The 25,557-nt window shown below is 62.0% G+C and carries 24 protein-coding genes, 3 tRNA genes and 2 pseudogenes; 9 read left to right on the forward strand and 20 right to left on the reverse strand.

From position 1 onward, the window contains the following. Positions 1-149: 149 nt before the first annotated feature. The 6 genes from M1D88_RS12325 to M1D88_RS12350 form a co-directional block, all read right to left on the reverse strand. The gene (locus tag M1D88_RS12325; protein WP_458111137.1) at positions 150-764 is read right to left on the reverse strand and encodes a mycothiol-dependent nitroreductase Rv2466c family protein; all 615 of its coding nucleotides are present in this window, start codon (positions 762-764) and stop codon (positions 150-152) included. Between the two features lie 67 nt (positions 765-831). Then, positions 832-2,121, reverse strand: coding sequence for an ATP-dependent Clp protease ATP-binding subunit ClpX (gene clpX, locus M1D88_RS12330; RefSeq protein WP_458111138.1), 1,290 nt, complete (start codon positions 2,119-2,121; stop codon positions 832-834). 184 nt (positions 2,122-2,305) lie between these two features. Further along, entirely contained in the window at positions 2,306-2,965 is a 660-nt protein-coding gene (locus M1D88_RS12335) for an ATP-dependent Clp protease proteolytic subunit (RefSeq protein WP_066291976.1), read from the reverse strand. Between the two features lie 36 nt (positions 2,966-3,001). Beyond that, positions 3,002-3,598, reverse strand: coding sequence for an ATP-dependent Clp protease proteolytic subunit (locus tag M1D88_RS12340; RefSeq protein ID WP_309105495.1), 597 nt, complete (start codon positions 3,596-3,598; stop codon positions 3,002-3,004). Between the two features lie 244 nt (positions 3,599-3,842). Beyond that, positions 3,843-5,225 carry a trigger factor gene (tig, locus tag M1D88_RS12345; RefSeq protein WP_458111139.1) on the reverse strand — a complete coding sequence of 461 codons (1,383 nt, stop codon included), beginning with the start codon at positions 5,223-5,225 and terminating at the stop codon, positions 3,843-3,845. Between the two features lie 80 nt (positions 5,226-5,305). Next, positions 5,306-5,380, reverse strand: a tRNA-Pro gene (locus tag M1D88_RS12350). 147 nt (positions 5,381-5,527) lie between these two features. On the opposite strand from M1D88_RS12350, the gene M1D88_RS12355 reads away from it, so the two are divergent. Beyond that, a tRNA-Gly gene (locus M1D88_RS12355) sits at positions 5,528-5,601 on the forward strand. 62 nt (positions 5,602-5,663) lie between these two features. On the opposite strand, the pseudogene M1D88_RS12360 reads toward M1D88_RS12355, so the two are convergent. The 4 genes and pseudogenes from M1D88_RS12360 to M1D88_RS12375 form a co-directional block, all read right to left on the reverse strand. Continuing rightward, a pseudogene (locus tag M1D88_RS12360) lies at positions 5,664-6,214 on the reverse strand (squalene cyclase); the annotation flags it as partial. Between the two features lie 39 nt (positions 6,215-6,253). Beyond that, a complete protein-coding gene (locus M1D88_RS12365; RefSeq protein WP_458111140.1) occupies positions 6,254-7,150 on the reverse strand; it encodes an Fpg/Nei family DNA glycosylase in 897 nt (298 codons plus the stop codon). Further along, on the reverse strand, positions 7,150-7,644 hold the full coding sequence (locus M1D88_RS12370) for a ribose-5-phosphate isomerase (RefSeq protein ID WP_309105384.1): 495 nt from the start codon (positions 7,642-7,644) through the stop codon (positions 7,150-7,152). The genes M1D88_RS12365 and M1D88_RS12370 overlap by 1 nt, the downstream gene beginning before the upstream one ends. A gap of 68 nt (positions 7,645-7,712) precedes the next feature. Next, positions 7,713-8,705: a hypothetical protein gene (locus tag M1D88_RS12375; protein ID WP_458111141.1), complete on the reverse strand. Its 993-nt coding sequence runs from the start codon at positions 8,703-8,705 to the stop codon at positions 7,713-7,715. 145 nt (positions 8,706-8,850) lie between these two features. On the opposite strand from M1D88_RS12375, the gene pepN reads away from it, so the two are divergent. Both pepN and M1D88_RS12385 read left to right on the forward strand, forming a co-directional pair. Continuing rightward, positions 8,851-11,406 (forward strand): aminopeptidase N, encoded by a 2,556-nt coding sequence (gene pepN / locus M1D88_RS12380; RefSeq protein WP_458111142.1) that lies wholly within the window; start codon positions 8,851-8,853, stop codon positions 11,404-11,406. 3 nt (positions 11,407-11,409) lie between these two features. Next, the gene (locus tag M1D88_RS12385; RefSeq protein WP_458111143.1) at positions 11,410-11,889 is read left to right on the forward strand and encodes an OsmC family protein; all 480 of its coding nucleotides are present in this window, start codon (positions 11,410-11,412) and stop codon (positions 11,887-11,889) included. 3 nt (positions 11,890-11,892) lie between these two features. Here M1D88_RS12385 and M1D88_RS12390 read toward each other — a convergent pair. After that, a pseudogene (locus M1D88_RS12390) lies at positions 11,893-12,902 on the reverse strand (NAD-dependent epimerase/dehydratase family protein). A 135-nt stretch (positions 12,903-13,037) separates the two neighbouring features. On the opposite strand from M1D88_RS12390, the gene M1D88_RS12395 reads away from it, so the two are divergent. After that, positions 13,038-13,703 carry a mechanosensitive ion channel family protein gene (locus M1D88_RS12395; RefSeq protein ID WP_458111144.1) on the forward strand — a complete coding sequence of 222 codons (666 nt, stop codon included), beginning with the start codon at positions 13,038-13,040 and terminating at the stop codon, positions 13,701-13,703. A gap of 2 nt (positions 13,704-13,705) precedes the next feature. After that, positions 13,706-14,176: a globin gene (locus M1D88_RS12400; RefSeq protein ID WP_458111145.1), complete on the forward strand. Its 471-nt coding sequence runs from the start codon at positions 13,706-13,708 to the stop codon at positions 14,174-14,176. Between the two features lie 10 nt (positions 14,177-14,186). Here the strand turns inward: M1D88_RS12400 and M1D88_RS12405 are convergent, their stop codons facing one another. Further along, positions 14,187-14,852, reverse strand: a complete 666-nt coding sequence (locus M1D88_RS12405) for a hypothetical protein (RefSeq protein ID WP_458111146.1) — start codon at positions 14,850-14,852, stop codon at positions 14,187-14,189. Between the two features lie 63 nt (positions 14,853-14,915). Here M1D88_RS12405 and M1D88_RS12410 point away from each other — a divergent pair, with 63 nt between their 5' ends. Continuing rightward, positions 14,916-15,893 (forward strand): acyl-CoA thioesterase, encoded by a 978-nt coding sequence (locus M1D88_RS12410; protein ID WP_458111147.1) that lies wholly within the window; start codon positions 14,916-14,918, stop codon positions 15,891-15,893. Between the two features lie 98 nt (positions 15,894-15,991). On the opposite strand, the gene ettA is transcribed toward M1D88_RS12410, so the two are convergent. From ettA to M1D88_RS12425, 3 genes are all read right to left on the reverse strand, one after another. Continuing rightward, positions 15,992-17,674, reverse strand: a complete 1,683-nt coding sequence (gene ettA, locus M1D88_RS12415) for an energy-dependent translational throttle protein EttA (protein ID WP_309105393.1) — start codon at positions 17,672-17,674, stop codon at positions 15,992-15,994. 83 nt (positions 17,675-17,757) lie between these two features. Continuing rightward, a complete protein-coding gene (locus M1D88_RS12420; protein ID WP_458111148.1) occupies positions 17,758-18,243 on the reverse strand; it encodes a DUF6993 domain-containing protein in 486 nt (161 codons plus the stop codon). A 192-nt stretch (positions 18,244-18,435) separates the two neighbouring features. Then, a complete protein-coding gene (locus tag M1D88_RS12425; protein WP_458111149.1) occupies positions 18,436-19,029 on the reverse strand; it encodes a single-stranded DNA-binding protein in 594 nt (197 codons plus the stop codon). 219 nt (positions 19,030-19,248) lie between these two features. Between M1D88_RS12425 and M1D88_RS12430 the strand changes: the two genes are divergently transcribed. Together M1D88_RS12430 and M1D88_RS12435 are read left to right on the forward strand one after the other, a co-directional pair. Next, positions 19,249-19,321: transfer RNA gene (locus tag M1D88_RS12430), tRNA-Arg, on the forward strand. 93 nt (positions 19,322-19,414) lie between these two features. Then, positions 19,415-20,611, forward strand: coding sequence for an MFS transporter (locus M1D88_RS12435; protein ID WP_458111150.1), 1,197 nt, complete (start codon positions 19,415-19,417; stop codon positions 20,609-20,611). Positions 20,612-20,650: 39 nt separating this feature from the next. Here M1D88_RS12435 and M1D88_RS12440 read toward each other — a convergent pair whose 3' ends face one another. Further along, on the reverse strand, positions 20,651-21,187 hold the full coding sequence (locus M1D88_RS12440) for a PRC-barrel domain-containing protein (RefSeq protein ID WP_458111151.1): 537 nt from the start codon (positions 21,185-21,187) through the stop codon (positions 20,651-20,653). 224 nt (positions 21,188-21,411) lie between these two features. Here M1D88_RS12440 and M1D88_RS12445 point away from each other — a divergent pair, with 224 nt between their 5' ends. Then, complete coding sequence (locus M1D88_RS12445) at positions 21,412-21,858, forward strand: LapA family protein (protein ID WP_458111152.1); 447 nt, start codon at positions 21,412-21,414, stop codon at positions 21,856-21,858. Positions 21,859-21,899: 41 nt separating this feature from the next. Here M1D88_RS12445 and M1D88_RS12450 read toward each other — a convergent pair whose 3' ends face one another. The 4 genes from M1D88_RS12450 to M1D88_RS12465 all read right to left on the reverse strand — a co-directional run bounded on the left by M1D88_RS12450 (position 21,900) and on the right by M1D88_RS12465 (position 25,484). Continuing rightward, on the reverse strand, positions 21,900-22,076 hold the full coding sequence (locus M1D88_RS12450; protein ID WP_458111153.1) for a hypothetical protein: 177 nt from the start codon (positions 22,074-22,076) through the stop codon (positions 21,900-21,902). Positions 22,077-22,264: 188 nt separating this feature from the next. Continuing rightward, positions 22,265-23,104 carry a sugar phosphate isomerase/epimerase family protein gene (locus M1D88_RS12455; protein ID WP_458111154.1) on the reverse strand — a complete coding sequence of 280 codons (840 nt, stop codon included), beginning with the start codon at positions 23,102-23,104 and terminating at the stop codon, positions 22,265-22,267. Next, a complete protein-coding gene (locus M1D88_RS12460; RefSeq protein ID WP_458111155.1) occupies positions 23,101-24,315 on the reverse strand; it encodes a dihydrodipicolinate synthase family protein in 1,215 nt (404 codons plus the stop codon). Before M1D88_RS12460 ends, M1D88_RS12455 begins: the two co-directional genes overlap by 4 nt. Continuing rightward, the gene (locus tag M1D88_RS12465) at positions 24,315-25,484 is read right to left on the reverse strand and encodes a Gfo/Idh/MocA family protein (RefSeq protein ID WP_458111156.1); all 1,170 of its coding nucleotides are present in this window, start codon (positions 25,482-25,484) and stop codon (positions 24,315-24,317) included. The genes M1D88_RS12460 and M1D88_RS12465 overlap by 1 nt, the downstream gene beginning before the upstream one ends. Positions 25,485-25,557 lie beyond the last annotated feature (73 nt).

A 25,557-nucleotide genomic window follows, 5' to 3' on the forward strand; every position in this document is an offset into this window, starting at 1 on the left:
CTGCGTCAGATGCATGTCACTGAATCTTTGGTTCTTGCGTCCCACTTCTTTCGAAGTGGGTAAGACCTATTGTTGTCCCGCGGTCAGTGATGCGCAAGGGCACCGGGAGAACTACAACATGGTAGTTTTCCGGTGCCCTTGCGACAGCTTCAGTTGAACTCCGGGCGTTCCGTCCGGCTCCGCTTGAGCTCGAAGAAATGCGGGAACCCTGCAAGAGTTACCGTTGCATCCCACAGCCGGCCTGCTTCCTCACCCCGCGGTATCCGAGTCAGGACCGGGCCGAAGAAGGCGGTGCCGTTGAAGGCAACAACCGGGGTTCCGACGTCCTGGCCCACGAGGGAGATTCCGGCTTCGTGGCTTGCACGCAATTGCGAATCGAGGTCATCCGAAGCGGCCGCCTTGGCAAGATCCGACGGCAGGCCGCATTCTGCCAGTGCTTTCGCGATCACGAGCCCGTAGTCCTTCTCGCCGCCGTCGTGGATCAAGGTGCCCATCGCGTCATACAACGGCTTGATAACCTGAGCCCCATGCTGCTCGCTGGCGGCAATGATGACGCGGACCGGACCCCATGCCTTGTCCATCAGTTCGCGGTAGCCGGCGTCAAGATCGCGGCCCTCGTTCAGGACGGCCAGGCTCATGACGTGCCATTCCGTGGCGATGTCGCGGACTTCCTCCACCTCACCGATCCACCGGGACGTGATCCAGGCGAAGGGGCAGACGGGGTCGAACCAGAAGTCGGCTTTACTGGCAGTGGTTTCAGGCACAGTGAATCTCCTCGAAAAGGCGTCAGGGCATGGCACGATACAGGCGCACGCTCAGCACAGCGAAGGCCTAGGCGGATTTATTCCGCCGTTTCGCCACCACGTCATGGGCGATCATGGTGGGTTGGGCCTTCTTGGAGACAACGTCGGCCGTGATGACAACGCTGGCGATGTCATCACGGCTGGGCAGATCGAACATCACGGGAAGCAGGACTTCCTCCAGGATGGCACGCAGGCCGCGGGCTCCGGTGCCCCGCTCCAAAGCCTGATCGGCGATGATGTTCAGGGCCTCGTCATCGAACACGAGCTCCACGCCGTCCAGCTGGAACATCTTCTGGTACTGCTTGATGAGGGCGTTCTTGGGGGTGGAGAGGATCTGGATCAGCGCCGAACGGTCCAGGTGGGAGACGGTGGTGATAACGGGGAGCCTGCCAATGAACTCCGGGATAAGCCCGAACTTCAACAGGTCCTCAGGCATGACTTCGCCGTAGGAGTCGACCTTGTTCTTGACCTCGTTCAGCGGGGCACCAAATCCTATGCCCTTGCGCCCGGAGCGGGAACCGATGATTTCCTCCAGGCCAGCGAACGCGCCGGCGACGATGAACAGAACGTTCGTCGTGTCTATCTGGATGAACTCCTGGTGCGGGTGCTTGCGTCCGCCCTGCGGCGGAACTGACGCGACAGTTCCTTCCAGGATCTTCAGGAGCGCCTGCTGCACGCCTTCACCGGAGACGTCACGGGTGATGGACGGGTTCTCGCTCTTCCGCGAGATCTTATCGATCTCGTCAATGTAGATAATGCCCTGCTCGGCCTTCTTGACGTCATAGTCCGCTGCCTGGATCAGCTTCAGCAGGATGTTCTCGACGTCCTCGCCAACGTAGCCGGCCTCGGTCAGCGCCGTTGCATCGGCGACGGCGAACGGAACATTAAGCCGGCGTGCAAGGGTCTGGGCAAGGTAGGTTTTTCCGCAGCCGGTGGGACCGATCAGCAGGATGTTGGACTTTGAAATCTCGACGTCGTCATGGTGGACGCCTTCCGCAAGGCTGCCGCTCTTGGGTGCGTGCCCGGCCTGGATGCGCTTGTAGTGGTTGTAGACAGCCACTGCCAGCGATCGCTTGGCCGGCTCCTGGCCGATGACGTATTCCTGCAGGAAGTCGAAGATCTCGCGGGGCTTGGGAAGCTCGAAGCTGCCAAGATCAGCTACTTCCGCAAGTTCTTCCTCAATGATCTCGTTGCAAAGCTCGATACATTCGTCGCAGATATAGACACCCGGCCCGGCAATGAGCTTGCGCACCTGCTTCTGGCTCTTTCCGCAGAAAGAACACTTCAGCAAATCGGTGCTCTCGCCAATCCGAGCCATATGGAAACCCCTTAGTATCTTGCCGCGAAAGCAGCTTTGCACCGGTTGTTGGAATCACCGACGTGCCTGAGACAAGCCCCGCAGTGACAACATCCACTCTAGGTCACATTGGGCCTGAAGGGTGGAAACCGGACGCCGATACGGTCCAAAAAAATCTGAACCGTACCGGCGTCGGGCGGAATTGCTACCGCGTGATAGCCTGCGGCTTGATCTTGCGTGAGTCAAGAACCTGGTCGATGAGGCCGTAATTCATGGCCTCCTCTGCGGTGAGGATCTTGTCGCGCTCGATGTCATTGTTGACCTGCTCGGACGTCCGGCCCGAGTGGTGGGCGAGGGTATCCTCAAGCCAGGAGCGCATGCGCATGACCTCCGCGGCCTGGATTTCGAGGTCCGAAGCCTGGCCGCCCTGTCCGCCGGAGAGGGCGGGCTGGTGGATGAGGACCCTGGCGTTCGGCAGAGCGAGGCGCTTGCCCGGGGTTCCTGCGGCGAGGAGCACTGCTGCGGCGCTGGCAGCCTGCCCCAAGCACACGGTCTGGATCTCGGGACGGATGTACTGCATGGTGTCATAGATGGCTGTCATGGCCGTGAAGGAGCCGCCCGGCGAGTTGATGTACAGCGTGATGTCGCGGTCCGGGTCGGTGGACTCGAGTACGAGCAACTGTGCCATGACGTCGTCGGCCGAAGCGTCGTCAACCTGGACGCCGAGGAAGATAATACGGTCCTCGAACAGTTTGGTGTAAGGATCCTGCCGTTTGAAGCCATAGGGGGTGCGCTCTTCGAACTGCGGCAGTACGTAGCGGCTGGTAGGCAAATTACCGGCAGACGATCCGAAGTTGTAAGTCATGTCCATTGCTCCTGAATTCAGTTCTGTCTGTACCGGTTAGTTCTGCGCGGTTCCGCCGCCACCGGCAACGGATCCGGCGTGGGCGGAGATTCTGTCGAAGAAGCCGTATTCCAGGGCCTCTACGGCGGTGAACCACTTGTCGCGGTCGTTGTCCTTGAGGATGGTGTCGACGGTCTGGCCGGTCTGCTCTGCCGTGAGTTCGGCCATGACTTTCTTCATGTGCAGAATGAGTTCCGCCTGGATCTTGATGTCCGAGGCCGTGCCGCCGATGCCGCCTGAAGGCTGGTGCATCAGGATGCGGGCATTCGGTGTGGCGTAGCGCTTGCCCTTGGTGCCCGAGGACAGCAGGAACTGGCCCATGGAAGCCGCGAGGCCTGTAGCCACGGTGACAACATCATTCGGGATGAACTGCATGGTGTCGTAGATAGCCATGCCGGCGGTGACGGAGCCGCCGGGAGAGTTGATGTAGAGGTAGATGTCCTTATCGGGATCCTCTGCCGAGAGGAGCAGCAGCTGGGAGCAGATCGCGTTGGCGTTCTCGTCACGGACCTCGGAGCCGAGCCAGATGATGCGCTCTTTCAGCAGTCGGTTGTAGATGTAGTTGTCCTGGGCGGCCGGATCGACAGTGGCCATTCTCGGAGCCGCTGATTGCTGTGACATATGTGCTTACCTCTCGCTGGTGACGGTGACGTCACTGAACGACATCACTGAACTTCACTACTTGGACACTAACCGTTTTCGCGGCCGTTTTGTTCTCAGGAATCGCGCTGTTCGCTGACGGCGCATCGTACTCACGCAGTTGGTTCCGTGCGTCAAAACGGTGGTTAAATGCGGCAGCCCCCGGATCAGGAATCCAGGGGCTGCCTTGCAACATAGCTTAGAACTTTACGGCTGCCGGGTCGTCGCTGGCAGCGACCTCGGTTGCCGGGGCATCGGTCTCTTCGCCTTCGGCGACAGGTGCCTCTTCGGTACCGGGGCGCACGAAGTCACTCAGGTCAACAGCCTTGCCGTCGGTGTCGGTTACCTCCGCCTGGCCCAGCACAACAGCGAGAGCCTTGCGACGGCGGACCTCGGAAACCATCATGGGCACCTGGCCGCTCTGATCGATGATCTGCGCGAACTGGTTCGGGTCCATGCCGTACTGGCTGGCAGTGGTCACGATGTAGTCGATGAGCTCGTTCTGGCTGACCCCGACCTCTTCTTTGTCCGCAATGGCGTCAAGAATGATCTCGTTCTGGAACGCCCGCTCCGTGTTGGCCTTTACTTCGGCGCGGTGCTCTTCGGTGTCGTGATCGCCTTCACCGTGGGAGTTCTCAGCCTTGAAGTGGGCTTCGAGCTGCTCTTCCACTACGGAGTCCGGAACGGGAACCTCAACCAGCTCGACCAGCTTGTCAAGGACCTTGTCGCGGGCCTCTACGCCCTGCTCCACAACCTTGGACTCAGCTGCCTGCTTGGCAAGGTCCTCACGCAGTTCTGCAAGAGTGTCGAACTCCGATGCAAGCTGGGCGAAGTCGTCGTCGGCCTCAGGGAGCTCGCGCTCCTTCACGGACTTGACTACTACCTTGACCTGCGCGGATTCACCGGCGTGGTCACCGCCAACGAGGGTGGTTTCGAAAATGGCGTCCTCATCGGCACTCAGGCCGGTGACGGCCTCGTCGAGGCCTTCGAGCATGGTGCCGGTTCCCACCTGGTAGGAAAGGCCGGAAGCCGAATCGACTTCAGCGCCATCAATGGTGGCTGTGATGTCGATGGTGAGGAAGTCACCATCAGCGGCCGGGCGGTCAACGGGCTTCAGGGTACCGAAGCGGCCGCGAAGCTCATCAAGGGCCTTGTCGACATCGGCGTCCGAAGAAGCAGCGGCAGCGACCTCAACCTTGATGCCGGCGTAGTCAGGAAGTTCAACCTCGGGACGAACGTCAACCTCGGCGTGGAACTTCAGTTCGCCGTCGGTGGAGGACGGGTCCGGCACCTCGGTGATTTCAACCTCGGGACGGCTCAGGGGACGGATTCCCGACTCCTGAACAGCAGCCTGGTACCAGCCGTTGAGGCCTTCGTTGATGGCAGTCTCCAGCACGTAGCCGCGGCCGACGCGCTGATCGATCAGCTTGGAAGGAACCTTGCCCTTACGGAAACCGGGGACCTGGATCTGCGAAGCGACAGTCTTGTATGCCTCTTCGATGCTGGGCTTCAATTCCTCAAAAGGGACCTCAACATTGAGCTTGACCCGTGTAGGGGTGAGGTTCTCGACAGCGCTCTTCACAGTCTAAGTACTCCTGGTTTTTGTGGGATGGATTTCTGCGAACTCAAGGTCCTGTCCGGCCGTCGGCCGGGACTGCAGAGTCGGGGTGACAGGATTTGAACCTGCGACTTCCTGCTCCCAAAGCAGGCGCTCTAGCCAAGCTGAGCTACACCCCGTTAGTGCACAGGACAGTCTACGGGGATTTTGGCTTGGAATGCACATTTGACACTTGGGGCATGAATTAGGTTTAGTTGTATCCGGCTTGAAGAAGCCACCGGAAAGATCTGCGAGAATAGCTACAGACGCTGTTGTTGCGCCTTCCCGGGGACGTAGCTTAATGGTAAAGCCTCAGTCTTCCAAACTGATTACGCGGGTTCGATTCCCGTCGTCCCCTCCAGTTGCCAACACCCTGGTCCCCGGACCAGGGTGTTTCTTTTTGCCTGAAATCAGTGGCTGAAATCAGGCTGGTTGACTCGCGCCGTTCTCCTCGTCCCACCAAGCAAGTACGCGGGTGCCGTAGAAAGTGAGCCACTTGGACGGCTGGCCAGGAGGCACGTCGACCTCGAACCACACCGCCCTGGATGACGGCGTTCCTGCAGCCACGTTCCGTCGGGACGTCGGGCTGCGCGGATCACTCCCATCGCTTCTGCGAGCCGCGGATCGGGTGCTTTGCCATCGTGGCCCTTCAGCGAGTTAAGCGTGGAATGGAAGGAGGAGCGGGTGGAGCCCTCCATCCACTCGCAGTTCCAGCCGGCGTCGGCCATCCGGTGGTCGAGAAACCACTGGGCGACCCCGGAGACGTCGGCCCCGAGCCAGAGACTGTTGGAAAGTGTGAATGCATTGATGCAGCAGTCCACCTCTCCGCCCCAATACGGGAGGTTGTCATACTCCCACCGGCTGTTGGCCGCCAGCAGCCCGGCTGTACCGGCGAGCGCGCCAGCATCCAGCCCGCAGTCCCGGAGAGTGTTGAGTGCATAAGTCGTCGCGGTCCACGGTTGCCCTGCATCTTCGAGCAGGGCTGGTTCGGGGGCCATCGTTGTCAGGCTACCTCAACCGGTTTGCTGGCAGACAGGGCACCAATAAAGTTTTCTGGCCGAGAGTTCGGTCATTGCTATGGGCGTGCCGCAGACCCGGCACTCGAGGCCCTGGCGGCGATAAGTGAAATGGGCCTCCTCCTGATCCGGCAGGAGATCGGGCCCGGCGGACCAGTATGCGGAAGGGGTGGTGATGATCCTCCCGTCCCGGGCACCGTCGGACATCATCGACACTGCGTCATCCCACAACTCTTCAGCAGCGGCAGGTGTCAGCGACGTCCCGGGCAGCCAAGGGTTTAGCCGCTGCCTGAAGAGCAGTTCCGCCCGGTAGACATTTCCGACGCCGGCAATCACCTTTTGGTCCATAAGTAACGCCGCAATGGGGGTTCGTCTGGTCAGCACGCCACGAACGAAGGTTTCCCTGTCCCCCGGCATGTTCCGCAGCGGGTCAGGGCCCAGCCGCTTGAGCACAGTGGCGAGGTCCTCCGCCGTAATGACGGCACACGTCGTGGCTCCCCTGAGATCAGCCCAGCCGTGGCTGCCCACCAGCCGTACCCTGACAGCTCCTACCGGTTCCGGCGGGCCGGCATATATGATGGGAGCGCCGTCGTCGAACACTTCCTGCTCCCCCACTGTGCGGGGAGCACCGATACTCGAGGCGCCACGGAAGGAATCATCTCCACCAAAGTTCCAGGCCCCGTACAGGCCCAGGTGGACGTGCAGGAAAAGGCCATGGCTGAACTCGAGGAAGAGATGCTTTCCGTGAGCCTGCGAAGCGGAGAGCGTGTGTCCGTCCAGGAGCCTGGCACCGGCGGAGAACCTTCCCTGGGGGCTGCTGACGCTGAGCTGTTTTCCCAGGAAGATGTCCCGGAACTGCCGGGCGAGGCGGTGTACCGAATGCCCTTCGGGCACTAGTCGATGACCTCACCGGTGGTCTCGTAGGCGGCGATCTTCGAGATTCTGCGGACGTGCCGTTCGTCGTTGCTGAAAGGTTCCTTGAGGAATGCCTCGATGAGCGCGGTGGCTTCCTCGACACTGTGCTGGCGTCCACCGACTGCGACGACGTTCGCGTCGTTGTGTTCGCGGGCCAGGGTGGCCGTCGAGTGGTTCCAGGCCAGTGCGGCCCTTACGCCCTTGACCTTGTTTGCCGCGATCTGTTCACCGTTACCGGAACCGCCCAGGACAATCCCGAGAGCGTGGACACCCGCCTGCTGGTCTGCAACAACAGCCAGGGCTGCGTTGATGCAGAAGGACGGGTAATCGTCGAGTGCGTCGTAGACCTTGGGTCCGTGATCCACTACGTCATACCCCTGCGAGGTGAGGTGGCGGACGAGGTGGGCGCTGAGCTCCATACCGGCGTGATCTGTGGCGATATGAACCCGCGGAAATGAAGGGGATGTGGTCACGGCGTTGTCCGTTCTGGTGGTGAGCACCGGGAAGCGTCCGGGCTGTCTTGGGGTTGAAGCTAAGACTACTAGGAACGGCCCTCCCCCCGCGCCCGTGCGGCCACTCGTGACAACACCTCGGCCAGCCTCTGTGCGGAGTCCGGATTGCCGCCGCTGACAACTGCCCTTTGTCCGTCAGTTTGCTTCAGCACCACAGCGGGACCACTGCTGACCAGCACTGCTGTAGTGTCCCCGTGGCTCCGGTATCCCCATCCCCCGTATTCGGCGGCCCGTACGTTGGAGGCGGCGGCAGAGGAAATCGTGGCTGCGGGCACGTTCATAACGCGGACGAAACCGGCCACAAAGACGCGAAGGCCGCTCCGGTCAGCAGTGATGCGCGCAAACAGAAACGCTGCCAGCACTGCCGCCACCGCCACCAGCAGGCCGCTAAGCCATGGCAGGGCCAGTGCAATCAGCGACGCCGGGAACAGCGTGGCCACAATGAGCATCACAAAGACCGAACTGCGGGCATGGACCCAAAGCCTGACGTTGTCGCGCGCAAGATCAGGATCGAGTTGCTGCTCGAGGGCCTGTTCCAGCGCACGGTCATCGTCAACCGACCACTGCTCATCTGCCTTGAAGACAAAGCCCACCACCACACCCATGGCAAGGGCAAAGCCGCTTCCCATCGCGAGCACAATGGCGTCAACCTGCGCCGCCCGGGCGTCAGCCACGCCTGCCTGGCCAACCAGCACCGCAGCCAGGACAGCGGTTATGAACAGGCTCAGTGAGATACCTGTTCCCATCATGATCCTGCGCATGAGCACCGGCCTGGAGACGGGGACGGCCTGGAGCAGGACCAGCCAGCTGATGATCACAATGAGGCCTCCGCCGACCCCCACAAAGGCAGGAAACGGCGCAAAGCCCGTAACGCCGTCGGACGTCCACAGGACAGCCAAGGGCTCGGGCAGGTCAGGACGGAGGAGAACGGCGCAGACCACGAATGCCGCGGCCAACAACACCGGAAATCCCAAAGCGAACCGCAGAGCCTTGGCATCCACAGCGTCACGGAACGTTCCCATGGTTCAACGCTACCCCTGCCGGCGGGCGTGTGAGCTGTGTAACTTGCCAACGCTGCCCTAAATGAAAGAATGACTTCACAGTGCTTGGTGGAGGCAGTTTCCCACCGGCAGCCGCAACCTTTTTGGAGGCAACACTTTGCCAGGTATGAACCTGACGCGCGCCGAAGCGCGCGAGCGCGCCGAACTGATCACCGTCGAGTCGTACGAAGTCAGCCTGGACCTGACCAAAGGGGACAAGGTCTTCGGCACCACCACCGCCGTGAATTTCGCTGCAAGACCCGGTTCGTCCACCTTTATCGATGCAGTGACGGAGACTGTCCACAGTGTCACCCTCAACGGGCTGGCCCTGGATCCTTCCGTTGTGGCCGACGGTGTCCGGATCCAGCTCCCCGAACTTGCGGAGCGGAACGAACTCCTGGTTGTTGCGGATGCGCCCTACATGAACACGGGCGAAGGCCTCCACCGTTTTGTCGATCCGGTAGACAACGAGGTCTACCTCTACACCCAGTTCGAGGTCCCGGATTCACGGAGAATGTTCGCTGTGTTCGAACAGCCGGACCTCAAAGCGACCTTCACGTTCACTGTCACTGCCCCTTCACACTGGAATGTGGTGTCCAACTCGCCCACACCAGCGCCGGTGGAGACCATCCCGGCCGTCGACGGCGGTGCCCGGTCCGTGTGGGAATTCGCCGCGACACCACGGCTGTCGTCCTACGTCACTGCCCTCATCGCCGGGCCGTACCAGTCAGTCAGCAGCGAGGTGAAGAGCTCCGACGGCAGGGTTGTTCCCCTGGGAATCTACGCCCGGAAATCGCTGATGCAGTACCTCGACGCCGATAACATCTTCGACCTGACCCGGCAGGGCTTCGAGTTTTTCGAAACCCAGTTTGGCTGCCCGTATCCCTTCGATAAGTACGATCAGCTCTTTGTTCCCGAATTCAATGCGGGAGCCATGGAGAACGCCGGCGCGGTGACCATCCTGGAGGGCTATATCTTCCGGGGCAAGGTGGCCGAAGCGCAGGTGGAGCGCCGTGCCATCACTGTGCTGCACGAACTGGCCCACATGTGGTTCGGAGACCTCGTGACCATGCGGTGGTGGAACGACCTGTGGCTGAATGAGTCCTTCGCCGAGTACATGTCCCATCTCGCGGCGGTGGAGAACACCAAGTTCGATCGCGCCTGGACCACGTTCGCTTCAGTGGAGAAATCCTGGGCGTACCGTCAGGACCAGCTGCCCACCACGCACCCCATTTTTGCCGAAATCAACGACCTGCAGGACGTTGAGGTGAACTTCGACGGCATCACCTACGCCAAGGGAGCGTCGGTACTGCGCCAGCTGGTGGCCTGGGTGGGCCCGGAACAGTTCATGGCTGGCGTGCGGGAGTATTTCCGTAAGTACGCCTGGCAGAACACGGAGCTCAGCGACCTAATGGCTGAGCTGGAGACTGCCAGCGGGCGGGATCTGGACGCCTGGGGCCGGCTCTGGCTCGAAACGGCTGGAGTGAACACGCTCAAGCCCGAACTGGAAGTCGACGACGAAGGCGCCGTCACCTCGTTCGCCATCCTCCAGTCCGCTGTTGAGGACCAGCCCACCATCCGGCCGCACAGGCTGGCTGTGGGGTTCTACAACCTCACGGACGCCGGCAAGCTGGAACGGGTCCACCGCGCAGAGCTCGACGTCGACGGCGAGCGCACGGAAGTTTCCGCCCTGGCCGGATTGCAGCAGCCTGACCTCATCCTGCTGAACGATGATGACCTGGCCTATGCCAAGGTCCGTCTGGACCCTAAATCCCTGGCCACGGCCACGGCGCACCTCAAGGACTTCAGCGAGAGCCTTCCACGCACGCTGGTCTGGGGTTCAGCCTGGGACGCCGCCCGTGACGGCGAAACCCCCGCCCGCGGTTACGTTGAGCTCGTTCTCGCCAACATCGCTCAGGAATCGGACTCGTCGGTCATCCTGGTCCAGTTGCGCCAGCTTGCCACTACATTGAACTTCTACGTGGCAGAAGCCCACAAGGAAGCAACGGCAATTTCGGCAGCGGACCGGTTGTGGGAACTCGCAGGTGCGGTCCCGCCGGCCTCCGACGCCCAGCTGCAGTTCGTCAAGTCCTACGCCCTCCTCGCCAGGAGCGCCGGTCAACTGGACACCGTGGCCGGACTGCTGGAGGGTTCCGTGGTCCTTGACGGGCTTACCGTTGACCAGGACCTCCGGTGGGAGCTCCTGGTTTCGCTGGTTGCCGGTGGCAGGGCTGATCAGGGCCGGATTGACGAGGAACTTGAACGTGACAACACCTCCAATGGCCAGAACGCAGCAGCACTGGCTAAAGCGGCCATTCCCACCCCGGAAGCCAAAGCGGCGGCCTGGGATTCGATCGTGGTCAACGGAGAGCTCTCCAACGCCTTGCAGGCCTCGGCTGTTGCCGGCTTCTCCCGGGTCCTGGACTCCTCGCTCCTCGAGCCGTACGTGGAGAAGTATTTCGACGCCGTCCCCGGCATCGTGGCGTCCCGCACCCATGCGCTGGCCCAGCAGATCGTCGTCGGGCTCTACCCCTCCCAGCTGACAACGCAGGCCACGGTGGACAGGACGGACGAGTTCATCGCCGCCCTTCCCGAAGAAAGCGCAGCGCTCAGGCGCATGATGCTGGAAAACCGCGACGCCGTGGCCCGGGCACTGCGAGCCCGGAAGGCTGATGAGGATTAGGACATGACATTGGCTGAACACCGCTATTCCGTCACTGTCCGCTGGACAGGCAACCTCGGTACCGGAACATCGGCCTACCGGGCGTATTCCCGCGACCACGACATCCGGATTGAGGGGTTGCCCGTCCTGAAGGGTTCGGCGGACCCCACGTTCCACGGGGACAGGACCCGCTACAACCCCGAACAGCTGTTGCTCACCGCCCTGTCACAATGCCATATGCTTTCCTTCCTTCACGTGGCAGTGAAGCGCGGGGTTGTGGTGACGGACTACGAGGACCATGCCGACGCCGTGATGCGCCTCAACCGGGACGGCAGCGGCCAGTTCGAGGAGGCCACCCTCAATCCCCATGTGACCACAGCTGAGGCTACGCCGGACGGGCTGCTGGCGGACATGCATCACGAAGCCAACCAGTTGTGCTTCATCGCACGGAGCGTGAACTTTCCCGTTCGTCATTCCCCGACTTCCGAGGTCGCCGCTGCCTAGTCGTCAATACGCCCGGCCCTGGCCCGCAGGGAGCAGGCTTGCTACCAGACGGTGTTCAGTCGCGGGACTGAGCCCGGCTTTCCGCTCCCTGTCCAGTCCGCGGTTCCGTTCATCCTCAAGCGTGTCACGGAGGGTGTCCTGCCAGGGCCTCAGGGTAAGCCCGCGCGCAACGGCGGCTGAGTTGCTGCGGGCACAGAATCCTTCGTGGTCCGGCGGCAGCCACAGCGGGAGCGAATCCTGGCCAGCCCAAGGAGCAACTCCTTGATTGATGAGCCAGTCTTCGGGGGCTTTGACTGTATCCGTGGCACCGGTCAGCCTTTGCGATTCCTCAATGTACTCTCGGAAGGGGACCACTGTGCCAACCGCATTCAAGGGTTCCGTGATCCCCTGCCGGGCTGCACAGAGGACCCACGCGGCGAGATCCCTGACGTCGATTATCTGGGTGGCTGCGTCGGGAATGTCCGGCACCAAAGCGGGCCCGGTGCGCTCGGCGGCGGCCCGCGCAAACCGGGCAGGCCAGTACCCGTAGCGGTCGGTTTCGTCGCCTGGGCCGCCGATCAGGCCTGCCCTGCAGAGATGGGCTGGACGCATCTGAGGGTCAGCGCCTCGATGGCCGACTTGGCCTCTCCATAGACTTCGGGAGAGAATGGTGTGCTGTCGGGCAGCGGGTTCAGCAGCATCGCGTCCTCGCCGGCTCCCAGTACTGAATGATCTGCATAGACTGAACAACTCGACACGAAGGTCCAATGCGCAGCCCGGTCCCCCAACGACTCCAGGGCAGCCTCCGCTTGGTACGGATCGCGTGCCACGTCGATGACTGCGTCCCATTCCCGGGCGGCTTCAGCATAGGCGGAAGTTCCTTCGCTGCGGTCCGCTGAGATCCAGTGGGAGCCGGCCGGGGGTTCCGTGGTTGAGCCCCGTGCCAGGCACGTCACGTTGTGGCCGCCTGCTACCGCTTGCCGGGCAATTTCCGCCGAAAGGAAAGCTGTACCGCCAAGAATCAGGATGCGCATGTGGCCACGCTACGGCGCTAGTGTTGAAAGTAACCAGAGTTTATGCGCCGGGTGAACGCCGGTAAAGTCCGGTAGAAATAACCCCCGTAGAAGTACGCCCGGCACCAGCCGGTGCAGTGAGGAGAACATCCACAGATGTACAGCACGTTGTCGATCGCACCGCCCCTTACGTCCGCCACGGACGGAATCAGCGTTCCGGGAATTGTGATCAGCCTGGGTGTTGGTGTCGCCATCTGGCTGGCGGCGACCTTCGTGATTTCCCGGATCTCCCGACGCGTCGCATCCGGGAGCAGTTTCTTTAAGAAGCCCCATTTCCGGTGGGTGGCGCCGGCGTTGCGTGCCCTTGACCATGAGCGGCGAGTGCAGCGGGCAAACACCATCGGTTCCCTGCTCAACAGCGTGGTGGGGGTGCTCGTCGCAACCATCACCACCATGTATGTGCTCCGCAACCTGGATATCGACATCGCGCCACTGCTGACGAGCGTCGGCATCCTGGGTATCGCCATCGGCTTCGGCGCCCAGCAGCTGATCCGTGACTTCCTCGCCGGGATCTTCATCACCATTGAGGACCAGTACGGAATCGGTGACGTCATCGAGACCAGCGAAGTGGTGGGCACAGTGGAGTCCATGGGCTTGCGGATCACCAGGGTACTCGCCGAGGACGGCACCATCTGGTACCTGCGCAATGGCGAGATCCTCCGGGTGGGCAACCGGTCGCAGGGGACCTATGTTCCCCCGGAACCGCAGCCGGAAGTTGCAGACGACGATGAAGCACCAACATCGCAGAAAGCCGGAGAGTAGTTATGACCAATTCCCCCGTCGAGCCCGGGCAGCCGAAGATGCTGATGCAGAATGATCCATTCAGCCAGCCGGGCTACACTGACAACTTTTACGATGCCGTAGGGGGCCACGACACGTTCGTGAAGCTCATTGACGTCTTCTACGACGGCGTTGCAACGGACCCGATCCTGCGGCCGATGTATCCCGAAGAGGATCTTGAACCGGCCAAGCGCCGCTTCCTGATGTTCCTGGAACAGTATTGGGGTGGGCCCACCACCTACGGCGAAGAACGCGGCCACCCCAGGCTCCGGATGCGGCACATGCCGTTCAGCGTCACTCCTGAAGCGAAGGACCGGTGGCTGCTCCACATGCGGACGGCTGTTGACTCCCTCGAACTTCCGCCGCTGTACGAAAATACCCTGTGGGACTACATGGAGCGCGCCGCACTGTCCATGGTTAACAGCCCTTCCGGCAACGGCCCCTCACGCGCTTAGAGAGTAACGGTCAGAGCCCGAGTCCCGCGCCGCTCCGGGCAAGGACATGCCCCCTGGGGCTGCTGAGCCTGAACCAGCGCCCGGCGCGGTAAAGCTGGTGCTCACCGCTGCCGAGAAAACCCAAAGTCAGGGCGGCGAAGGCCGCTCCGGTGGGGAGTCCCCCGGCCCCGGGAAGATCACGCCCCCAGACGGATGCCCTTGCGTTGTTGACGATGAGGGCACCGGGCTTATCCGGAACAATCCGCGCGACCTCGGCGATCCCGGCTTGCGCGGCATCCTTCAGCGCAGAGTCTGTCAGTGAGCCCAGGAGCTCCCAGCCGGTCCGCGGCGCGCCGACCCCCGCCCAGGACTCGGTGACCGTCGACGGCGGGACCGGGAGTTCGACGTCGGACTCCCCTGCCCGTGCCAGACGGTCAAGGACCGCCGCGAGTGTGACAGTAACGTCAGCTTCGGCTGGCTCCGCCAAAGCCATAGTGCGCAGGCCGAGGATGGTGGGCGTGGCTTCGCCGAGCAGCCTCGGCCGCAATACGCACACATAAGCAGCAAGGACCGATCCGGACGCCTGCAGCCGGATGGCGCCGTCGTCCACCGCCTTTGCACGGGTCACGTACGTACGGAGGTCCGCCAGATCCTGGGGATCGGCGAAACGGAAAGGTTGGGTGAGAACATCTGACACCTTAAGGACTCTACCGCCAGGTGTCCGGTTGAGCAGTACCGGGGTGACGTCTAGAGTCAAACCATGACTGAAGCGGAAGCCGGATTGCAGGCATTGCCCACGCAGGACCCCACCACCTCCTTGATCGAACTTCTTGATCTGGGGGAACTCGAAGGTGCCCGGACGGATGAGGACATCTTTATGGGTCCGTCACAGCGGCAGCCGCGGCAACGTGTTTTCGGAGGCCAGGTTCTGGCCCAATCGCTCATTGCCGCAAACCGCACCGTGGATCCGGCCCGCCATGTGCATTCGATGCACGGTTATTTCCTCCGTCCCGGGGATGCAAACCAACCCATCACTTTCGGCGTGCAACGTCTCCGCGACGGGAGGTCGTTCTCGGCCCGCCGTGTCCACGCTTACCAGGACGGCACACCGATCCTCTCGATGATCGCCTCCTTTCAGGAGGACGACGAGGGCCTTGACCACCAGTCCGAGATGCCGCTGGGAATTCCGGAACCTGAATCGCTGCCCAGCACCGCCGACCTCCTGGGCAGGTACGATCATCCCGTCGCCAGGCATTGGGCCTACGAGCGTCCCATAGACATCCGGCACGTCGACCCCGCACTGTATGTGTCAGCCAACGGCACCAAAGAAGCCAGGAACGCGGTCTGGATGAAAACGTTCGGACCCATGCCGGATGACGCCAACATGCACCGGGCCGCCCTCGCGTACGCCAGCGATTACACCATCCTGGAATCGATCCTGCGAAAGCACGGCCTGAGCTGGGTCACCCCCGGAATGAGCGTCGCCAGCCTTGACCATGCCATGTGGTGGCACCGCCCGGTACGGGTTGACCAGTGGCTGCTCTACGTGCAGGAGTCTCCCAGCGCCCAGGGCGCACGGGGCCTGGCCACCGGCAAGATCTTCGACCGGGAAGGCCGCCATGTTGCCTCGGTGGCGCAGGAAGGCATGGTCCGGATCCCTACCGACCTGAAGAATAAGGTGGTGGGTGCTGTCCAGTCCAAGGTTCTCAAGCACCAGATGCGAAAAGCCGAACGGTAAAAAAGTCAGGCAACAGCATTGGGCAAAACGAAAGGCCGGCTCGGCGGGTGATATCCGCCAAGCCGGCCTTCTTCGTTTCCGGACTTTTCCCGTAAGGATCAGTCGCGCGTGAGGCGCCGGTGAGTCACACGGTGCGGCTTCGCGGCATCGGGACCGAGCCGCTCCACCTTGTTCTCCTCATAGGACTCGAAGTTGCCCTCGAACCAGTACCACTTGGACGGGTTCTCCTCATCACCTTCGTAGGCCAGGATGTGGGTTGCCACCCGGTCGAGGAACCAGCGGTCGTGAGAGACGACCACAGCGCAGCCAGGGAATTCCAGGAGGGCGTTTTCAAGGCTGCTGAGCGTTTCGACGTCGAGGTCGTTAGTGGGCTCGTCAAGGAGCAGAAGGTTTCCACCCTGCTTGAGGGTCAGAGCCAGGTTCAAACGGTTACGCTCACCGCCGGAAAGCACTCCTGCTTTCTTCTGCTGGTCCGGGCCCTTGAATCCGAAAGCTGCCACGTATGCCCGGGAGGGCATTTCGACGTGGCCTACCTGGATGTAGTCCAAACCATCGGAAACTACCTCCCACAGCGTCTTGTTGGGATCGATCCCACCGCGGCTCTGGTCCGCATAGGAAATCTTGACGGAGTCACCGATCTTCAGGTCGCCGCCGTCGAGGGGCTCAAGCCCGACGATGGTCTTGAACAAGGTGGTCTTACCCACACCATTCGGGCCGATGACGCCGACAATGCCGTTGCGGGGCAGCGAGAAGGACAGTCCGTCAATGAGGGTCCTGTCCTCGAAGCCCTTCTGCAGGTTCTTGGCTTCGAGCACAAGTCCGCCCAGGCGCGGTCCGGGCGGAATCTGGATCTCCTCGAAGTCGAGCTTGCGCGTGCGGTCAGCTTCCGCCGCCATTTCCTCGTACCGAGCCAGGCGGGCTTTCGACTTGGTTTGCCGGCCCTTGGCGTTCGAGCGGACCCACTCAAGCTCTTCTGTCAGTCGCTTGGCCTGCTTGGCGTCCTTTTTGCCTTGAACTTCCAGGCGCGCACGCTTCTTCTCCAAGTAAGTGGAGTAGTTGCCTTCATACGGGTAGAGGTGCCCGCGGTCCACTTCGGCGATCCACTGGGCTACGTGGTCAAGGAAGTAACGGTCGTGGGTTACGGCCAAAACAGCGCCGTGATAGTTGGAAAGGTGCTGCTCGAGCCATAGCACGCTCTCGGCGTCGAGGTGGTTGGTGGGCTCATCGAGAAGCAGCAGGTCAGGCTTCTGCAACAGCAGCTTGCACAAGGCCACGCGGCGGCGCTCACCGCCGGAAAGGAGCGTCACGTTGGCGTCCGCTGGCGGGCACCGAAGAGCATCCATTGCCTGTTCCAGCTGTGAATCCAGGTCCCAGGCGTCGGCGGCGTCAATCGCTTCCTGGAGGTGGCCCATTTCCTCGAGCAGGGAGTCATAGTCGGCGTCGGGGCTGGCCATTTCCTCGGAGATGGCGTTGAAACGCTCGATCTTTCCGATGATTTCGCCGACGCCCTCCTGGACGTTGCCGAGGACTGTCTTCTCTTCGTTCAGCGGCGGTTCCTGAAGCAGGATGCCCACAGAGTAGCCGGGGCTGAGCCGCGCTTCGCCATTGGAAGGTGTGTCCAAGCCGGCCATGATCTTGAGAATGGTGGATTTACCGGCGCCGTTGGGGCCGACCACACCGATCTTGGCTCCGGGAAAGAACGACATGCTGACGTCGTCGAGAATGAGCTTTTCGCCAACAGCCTTACGGGCCTTGGTCATTGTGTAGATAAATTCCGCCATGGTTCCAAATCTAGTGGGTCGGCCGGGATAACTCACATTCGGGACGGTCTAAGGACATGGAAGGAACCAGGCGTCCTGACAGTTCAGAGCTGTGTACCTGCGAAGCATTTGCCGGTAGAGAGCACGGGCAGAATGATCACCGTGACCTTTCCCTCGCGTACTTGGCCGATCACGCAGTCCTTATCCTGAAGCGCCGCAGCTTCTATCGCATCAACTTCCAGGCCTGTAGGAGTCTGGCTGGCTGACACTTCCAACGCGGACGACGACACCCCTGCAGCAGTAAGCGCGGCAACCATCTGGTCCCTCGTGGGCTTGGCCGAACCGGCCGCCAGATTCTTGAGGGCGTGTTCAACCTTGTCCCTCAGGAGGGCGGTGGCGGGGGCCGGGGCTGCGGCGGAAGGAGTGGGGAGCGCGGAGCCTGCACCCGAGGGAGAACCAGCATTCGGCGTGGCGGAGCCCCCAGGAGAAGCCGGGCCGCCCACATCCGTACCGGCGGGGGGCGTGCAGGCAGACGACGCGATGAGCACGAGAAATGCCAGAACTGCTGCGCGCTGATGGCGTGCGGGCAAAATACGAAGGGTTGGCGTACGACGGGTCGGCCTCAGAGGTTTAGTCGCTCGCATCACCTTGCCATTCTGCCATGCAGTTCGCGCCCCTTTCGGCACCCGGGCGCCCTGCGCCCGGCGACGCCGCTGCAGCTGCGGCGCCGCCTTTCACCGAAACTGCCTTGAGAAGCCGTGACACAGCGATCCTGTTCTTTATCAGGCCGCGGCGCCCGTCAGCTCGCCAGTACTGGAATCAACGGCGAACAGCTCTCCGCTTTCCTCATCGACGAAAACTGAGGGTGGTTCTTCCATCCCTGGCGGCACGTCGGAAGCGTCGCCGGGTTCGCGTCCCGGGCCGTCGTCGTCCGGCTCTGCAACGAATTCGCCGGACGCGCGCCCGGAATCTCCCTCAGGGGCAATCTGCACAGCCTGGGTACTGGATTGTCCGTTCTGCCCAGAGGTCCGGATGAAGTTGGCTGAACCCCACATGAGGTCGTGACCGACGGATTCGGCGTCAATTTCCGCCACGTGGTAGATACGCCCGTCCTTCTCCCAACTGCGCATTTTGAGGCGGCCAACCACGATGACGCGCTGCCCCTTCTTGATGCTGCAGGCCAGGTTGCCTGCCAGTTGCCGGTACCCCTGCACAGTGAACCAGTTGGTATTGCCGTCCACCCAGGCGTTGGTGGCGCGGTCAAAGCGGCGGTCCGTGGAGCCAATCCGAAAGGACGCGGTGGCCGTTCCGCCTGGCGTCGTTGAAGTCTTGATCTCGGTGACCACGAAGCCACGGACCGTAATGTTGTCAGTCATGGTGATGTCCTGTCTCGAAGTGTGCTGCCCAAGCGGGCACTTCCAGCTTCATCGAGGGTGTCAGCCGCAGCGAGGGATCAACGTGGCTATGTGCAAAACTCCGCTCATGAGAGTGTGTTGGGGACAAGTGAAAATCGCATGGGACAGCTGGCGGTTTCCGGGAGCAAGTCACTGTAAACTTTTTGAGTTGCCTCTTGGACAGCCTCGAGGACACGTACTGCCCCAGTAGCTCAGGGGATAGAGCAGCGGCCTTCTAATCCGCCGGTCGGGGGTTCGATTCCCTCCTGGGGCACAGGAATGAGGCTCTGGCCTGTGGAGACACAGGCCAGAGCCGATTCCGTTGAATACGTTCGTGCCTCCCTCGTCCAACCAGGAGCTGCCCCTTATGAAGTCGGCTGCTCCCGAACTGACCGCACGGAAACCCCCGGCCGCTTTGTATGCGGCAGGTTTTGTGACCGCTTTTGGCGCCCACAGCATTGCCGCCGGAATGGGTGCACAAAGCGAAAACATCGGCCTGACCTTGCTCAACCTGGGCATCCTCCTCGCCGTGTACGACATCTCGGAGGTATTCCTCAAACCAGTCTTCGGCGCCCTCAGCGACCGGATAGGCACGAAGCCCGTTATTGTCGGGGGGCTCCTGGCCTTCGCCGCACTCTCACTTATCGGGCTGTGGGGAGCCGATCCGCTCATGCTGGGTCTTGCCCGTCTTGGGCAGGGAGCGGCTGCTTCGGCCTTCTCCCCCGCGTCCTCCGCCATGGTTGCCAGACTGGCCCGAGGAAAGAATGCCGGAACCTTTTTCGGCCGTTACGGTTCCTGGAAGAGCCTGGGATACGTCATCGGGCCGCTGCTGGGAGCCGGTTTGATTCTCGCGGGCGGCTTTGCCCTTTTGTTTGGCGCATTGTCAGTACTGGCAGCTGCCACGGCCGTGTGGGTGGTGGTGGCCGTACCCAACCTTCCGCCGCTTCCCCGGCACCGCTACACAGTGCTGGATCTGGCACGCCAGGCCACGGAACGGCGGTTCCTCGTCCCCACACTGGGGCTGGCGGCGTCGACGTCGGCGCTCGGTGCGGCTATTGGGTTTCTTCCCGCATTGGCTACCCGCCATGGCCTTGATCCCCTTGCCGGCACTGCTGCAGTCAGCGTCCTGGCCATCGCCTCAGTACTCATCCAGCCAAGGGTCGGCCACCTCCGCGACAGGGGAAGCATCTCCGACACCCAGGGCATGACAGCAGGACTTTTGCTGACGGCAGGAGGAGTCGGGGTCCTGGCGGTCGCCCCAGGGCCTATAACGATCTTCATCGCAGCAGTGGCGATTGGCGCCGGGGTCGGCGCCGCCACACCAATTGGCTTTGCCCACCTGGCAGATACCACTCCACCTGAACGGATCGGCAGGACCATGGGTTCCGCCGAGCTCGGCCGGGAACTTGGAGATGCCGGCGGGCCTTTGCTGGTAGGCGGAATCGCGACGCTCACCAGTCTTCCACTCGGGCTTGGTGCGCTCGCACTAGTGGTTGCGGCGGCAAGTCTCCCACGACTCGCCGGGGACCGCCGGACGCAAACCGACGACCAGTCTCTGGTCTGACCACCAACAGCAGAGGCCTCGTTTTGGACGGGAACTGTTTTAGTCACGCTTTTCGGTGGTCACATACTTACGCAACCTTGCCCTGCCAGTCTCCGGGCGTCCGGTCTCACCATGGGGCCGCTCCTCGGAGCGCGTTATGGCGTCGTCGGTGGTAGGTCCGGACGTGTCGCGGCCGACGGTGCCGGCTGCATTTGTTCTGTCATCGTCTGCCTCAGCGGGCCCGACGCCACCTATACCGGCCTTTGCTTCGCTGTAGGTGCGGCCCAGGCTGTAGTGCTCGTAGAGCCGGTCTTCATCGGTGGGCTCCAAGTGGCCATCGTTCTCGACGCGCGGAGCGTCCTTCACCTGGTCCTTTGAGTAAGGCACAAGGATGTCGTTGCCTTCAAGACGAGCGCCCTCAAGGGGGACGAATGACTCCGATGTACCGAACAGCCCGGTCTTTACAGTGACCCAGGTGGGCTGATCGTTGTCATCGTCGATATACACCTGCCCGATGGAGCCAATCTTGTCTCCGTCAGTGGTGAGCACACTGCCGCCCCTGTCAAGCAGTTCGTCGATATTGTCCCTGGTGAGCATGTTTCTCTCCTTGGATCTCGTCTTTCCAGCTTGGAAAATGAGGCAGCCTCCCCCGGTCCGGACATCCATAATAAGCATGCTTATCATCCTATTGGCAAGCATGCTTAGTAATTTCATTGATTGGGCTTATGATTCGAAGTAGGGCGGTCGGGCCGCCGCCGGCAACCCCGCCATTCCAGGGGTAGCTGCCTCTGGAGAGCTGCCTTTGGGGAGGATGAAAAGCCATGACACAACAACCCAACCATCAGGATCCGCCCGAGCCTCGCGAAGCCCGGGCGGGCTATGTCACGCCGGAAAGTCCAGGCCGAAGTGTACCTGCGGCAGGGACGGCAGGCGGCACCGAAGCCAGCCGCATCCAGGCTTCCGAGCGCCCGGTCCCGGCTGCGGCGCCGGCTGAGAGACGGGTTACCCGAGCCGGAATGGTGTGGGTTTCCGTGGCCACGGCCCTCGTGGTCCTGGTGCTCCTTATCGTCTTCATCCTGCAGAACCAAGACTATGTGCAGGTGAGGTTCCTGGGACTCGAGGGGGCTGTGTCCTTGGGGATGGCTCTGTTCATCGCAGCAGTCGCCGGCGGGGTACTAGTGGCAATCGCAGGCGCTGCACGGATCATCCAGCTGCGCACCGCGGCGCACCGCCGGGCTCAGGCTGTCCGAACGCCCACGGTCAGATAGCGACGCCGGACATCAAGACGCCGGACACTAAATAGCGCCGCTCAGGGATCGCGATTCACCGGATTCCCGTCAGGGGCCTCGTCGTCAAGCTCGGAGATGTCAGGGTCAACATTCCTGGCCAGGTCCCCCTCGAGGGATTCACGGCCAGTATCTTCCTCATTTTCCTGAATCTGACCATCGCCGCTCACTGCCCGGTATTCATCCGGAATCTCAGTCATGTGCCCAAGCTAAACCCGTGGCGCGGCTATGTCGAGGGCGAGTCTCGCAGACTCCTCTACCGGCGAGCTCGACAGTTCGGCGTGGGGAACGCGAACGGTCCCGCACCGCAAAGGCGATGCAGGACCGTTTCGTGGGGTGCGGACCCTTGCCGTGACGAAGCAAGGGCCCGCAGTCTGACTCAGGCCACTCAGGCGTACGGGAGAACAAGCTCCGCGTACCGCTGCTTCATGGAAGCCAGGACGCTGTCACCATCGGCGTCCCAGATCTCCTGATTAAAAATTTCGACTTCGATGTCTCCGGTGTAACCGGCATCCCTGACCCAGGTGCCGATAGTCGCAAAGTCAATGACGCCGTCGCCCATCATGCCCCTGGACAACAGGGCGTCCGCGGCGATGGGCAGGTTGAAGTCGCACACCTGATAAGAAGCGATGCGGTTCTCCCTGCCCGCCCGCTTGATCTGCATATGCAGCTCCGGATCCCACCACACATGGAAAGAGTCGACGGCGACACCGACAGCGTCCGTCCCGTACGGTGCCGCAAGATCGAGTGCCTGGCCAAGGGTGGAGATGAGTGCGCGGTCCGCCGCGTACATGGGGTGAAGAGGCTCCAACACGAGCCGAACGCCGTGCTCGACGGCGAAAGGCACCAGGTCCTCCAAACGGTCGGCCACACGCTGGCGGGCGGCCACAACATCCTTCTCCCCCGGGGCCAGCCCACCAACCACGAGGAAAAGCTCCCTGGTGTCCAGGGCAACTGCCTCCAATATGGCGGCACGGTTATCCGCCAACGCTGCGGCTTGTCCCTCTGCATCCGGTGCAGTCAGGAACCCTCCACGGCAGAGCGATGAAACCCGCAGCCCGGCGTCTTTGATCAGCTTGGCCGATTTTTCCAGCCCTGCCTCGGCAACGCGGTCCCGCCACGGGCCGATGGCCGGGATTCCGGCCCGGGCACAACCCTCCACAGCCTCGGCCAGCGTCCACTTCTTGGTGGTGGCACTGTTCAGTGAAAGCCTCGAGAAGTCGCTCATACTCCCACCCCGTTGATCCTCAGGTAGTCGGACATCCGGAAAGCTGCGAGGGCAGGATCCTTCAAAAGGCCGGCCTGGTCAGCGAGTTCGAACGTCTGGGCCAGATGGACCACGGAACGACCCGAATGCAGTCCGCCCACCATTTGGAAACCAGGCTGCTTGCCGTTCAGCCAGGACATGAAGGCGATACCGGTCTTGTAATAGAAAGTCGGAGCACTGAAGATGTGCTTGCCCAACTCCCGGGTGGAGTCCAGGATGGCCCGGGCCTTCTCCGCATCTCCCGCGTCGTAGCTCTGCAAGGCGGCCGATGCCGCAGGATAGATGGCGGCGAAAATTCCCAGCAAGGCATCTGAGTGGCTGCTGCCATCACCGTGGATGAGCTCAGGGTAGTTGAAGTCGTCTCCGGTGTAGAGGCGGACTCCTTCAGGCAGCGACGCACGCAGGGCCACTTCATGGCCGGCGTCGAGGAGCGAGACCTTTACCCCGTCCACCTTGTCCGCGTGCTCCCGAATAAGGCCCAGGAAGGTTTCAGTGGCCTGAGCGACGTCATTCGATCCCCAGTATCCCGCCAGGGCGGGATCGAACATGGTGCCCAACCAGTGCAGGATAACTGGCCGGTCCACTTCTGCAAGGAGGGTTGCGTACACGTGGAGGTAGTCATCAGGACCCGAGGCCACCTTGGCCAAGGCACGGGAAGCCATCAGGATGACTTTAGGTCCTGCTTCGCTGACGACGGCGATCTGCTCACGGTAGGCGTTGAGGACAGCCTGGACGCCCTCCGGGCCGGGGAGCAGCGAATCCAGATCCAGTTGATCTGTGCCGGCGCCGCATGAAACGAGATCACGAACGGACTTTCCAGCGGTGGCTGCGTTTCCGCTTGCCACGACCGACGCCGCTTCGGCACCACTGCGCTTGATGAGCTGCTGGGTCGCTGCCCAGTCCAGGCCCATGCCCCGTTGCGCCGTATCCATGGCATCGGCAACGCCAAGGCCGTAGGACCACAGTTCGTGGCGGTAGGCCAGCGTGGCTTCCCAGTCGAGGCGGGCAGGCGCGCCGGGGGTATTGTCGGCCGTTACTTCCGGAATGACATGGGCTGCAGCGTAAGCCCTGCGCGACGTCAGCGGAGCTGTCGGCTTAGGCCAGGAAGGAGCCGATTGGAGGCGGTACTCGCGCGTTCCGCCGTCGGAAGTGGGAAGGATCAGGGAAGTCATCAGAGGGTGATCTCCGGGATGTCGATGGTGCGACGTTCGTCCGAGGACTGCAGACCCAGCTCGGCGAGCTGCACGCCACGGGCAGCGGAAAGGAGGCCGAAGCGGTGCTCCCGTCCAGCGACGACATCACGCAGGAACTCTTCCCACTGCAGCTTGAAGCCGTTGTCCAGGTCGGCATTTGCCGGAACTTCCTGCCACTGGCTGCGGAAGGATTCCGTCACGGGGAGGTCCGGGTTCCAGACAGGCTTCGGAGTGTGCGCACGCTGCTGGGCAACACACTTGTTCAGGCCTGCGACTGCTGAGCCGTGCGTTCCGTCGATCTGGAACTCCACGAGCTCATCGCGGTAAACCCGCACGGCCCAGGATGAGTTGATCTGGCCGATTACTTCATCGCCACCAGGCGTTTCCAGTTCGAAAATGCCGTACGAGGCGTCGTCTGCGGTGGCCTTGTACTCCTTGCCCAACTCGTCCCAGCGGGTGGGTATGTGGGTAGCTGTCTTGGCGCTGACGCTCTTAACCTTGCCGATGATGCCCTCAAGAACGTAGTTCCAGTGACAGAACATATCGGTGGTCATTCCGCCGCCGTCCTCTTTGCGGTAGTTCCAGGAAGGCCGCTGCGCCGCCTGGACGTCGCCTTCGAAGACCCAGTATCCGAATTCGCCTCTGATAGAGAGGATGCGTCCAAAGAAGCCTTCATCTACAAGGCGGCGGAGCTTAACGAGACCGGGCAGGTAGAGCTTGTCATGGACAACGCCGGCGGTAACGCCGGATTCCCTGCCGATGCGTGCCAGTTCGATGGCTTCCTCAAGCGTCTCGGCCGTGGGCTTCTCAGTGAAAATGTGCTTGCCGGCCCGCATGGCCTTTTTCAGGGTGGCAGCACGCAGGCTGGTCATGGAGGCATCGAAGACAACGTCCACAGTGGGGTCATTGATGACGGCGTCCAGATCGGTGCTCCACTCAGCTACTTTGTGGAGCTCGGCAAGTTCACGGATTTTGGCTTCGTTTCGGCCTACCAGGATGGGTTCGACCTGGACCTTGGTGCCATCTTCAAGAGTGAATCCCCCGGCGTCCCGGATAGGCAGGATGGAACGGAGCAAGTGCTGCCGGTATCCCATCCGGCCTGTGATGCCGTTCATGGCGATGCGGATCGTCTTTGTTTCGTAGCCCATGTGTCCTCCACAGCTCATTGCTGTAACGCAGTAGTGGTGGGAAAGCGCATTCCCGTTTCATTCATGATGCCCT

The organism is Arthrobacter sp. R1-13 (assembly GCF_054161475.1).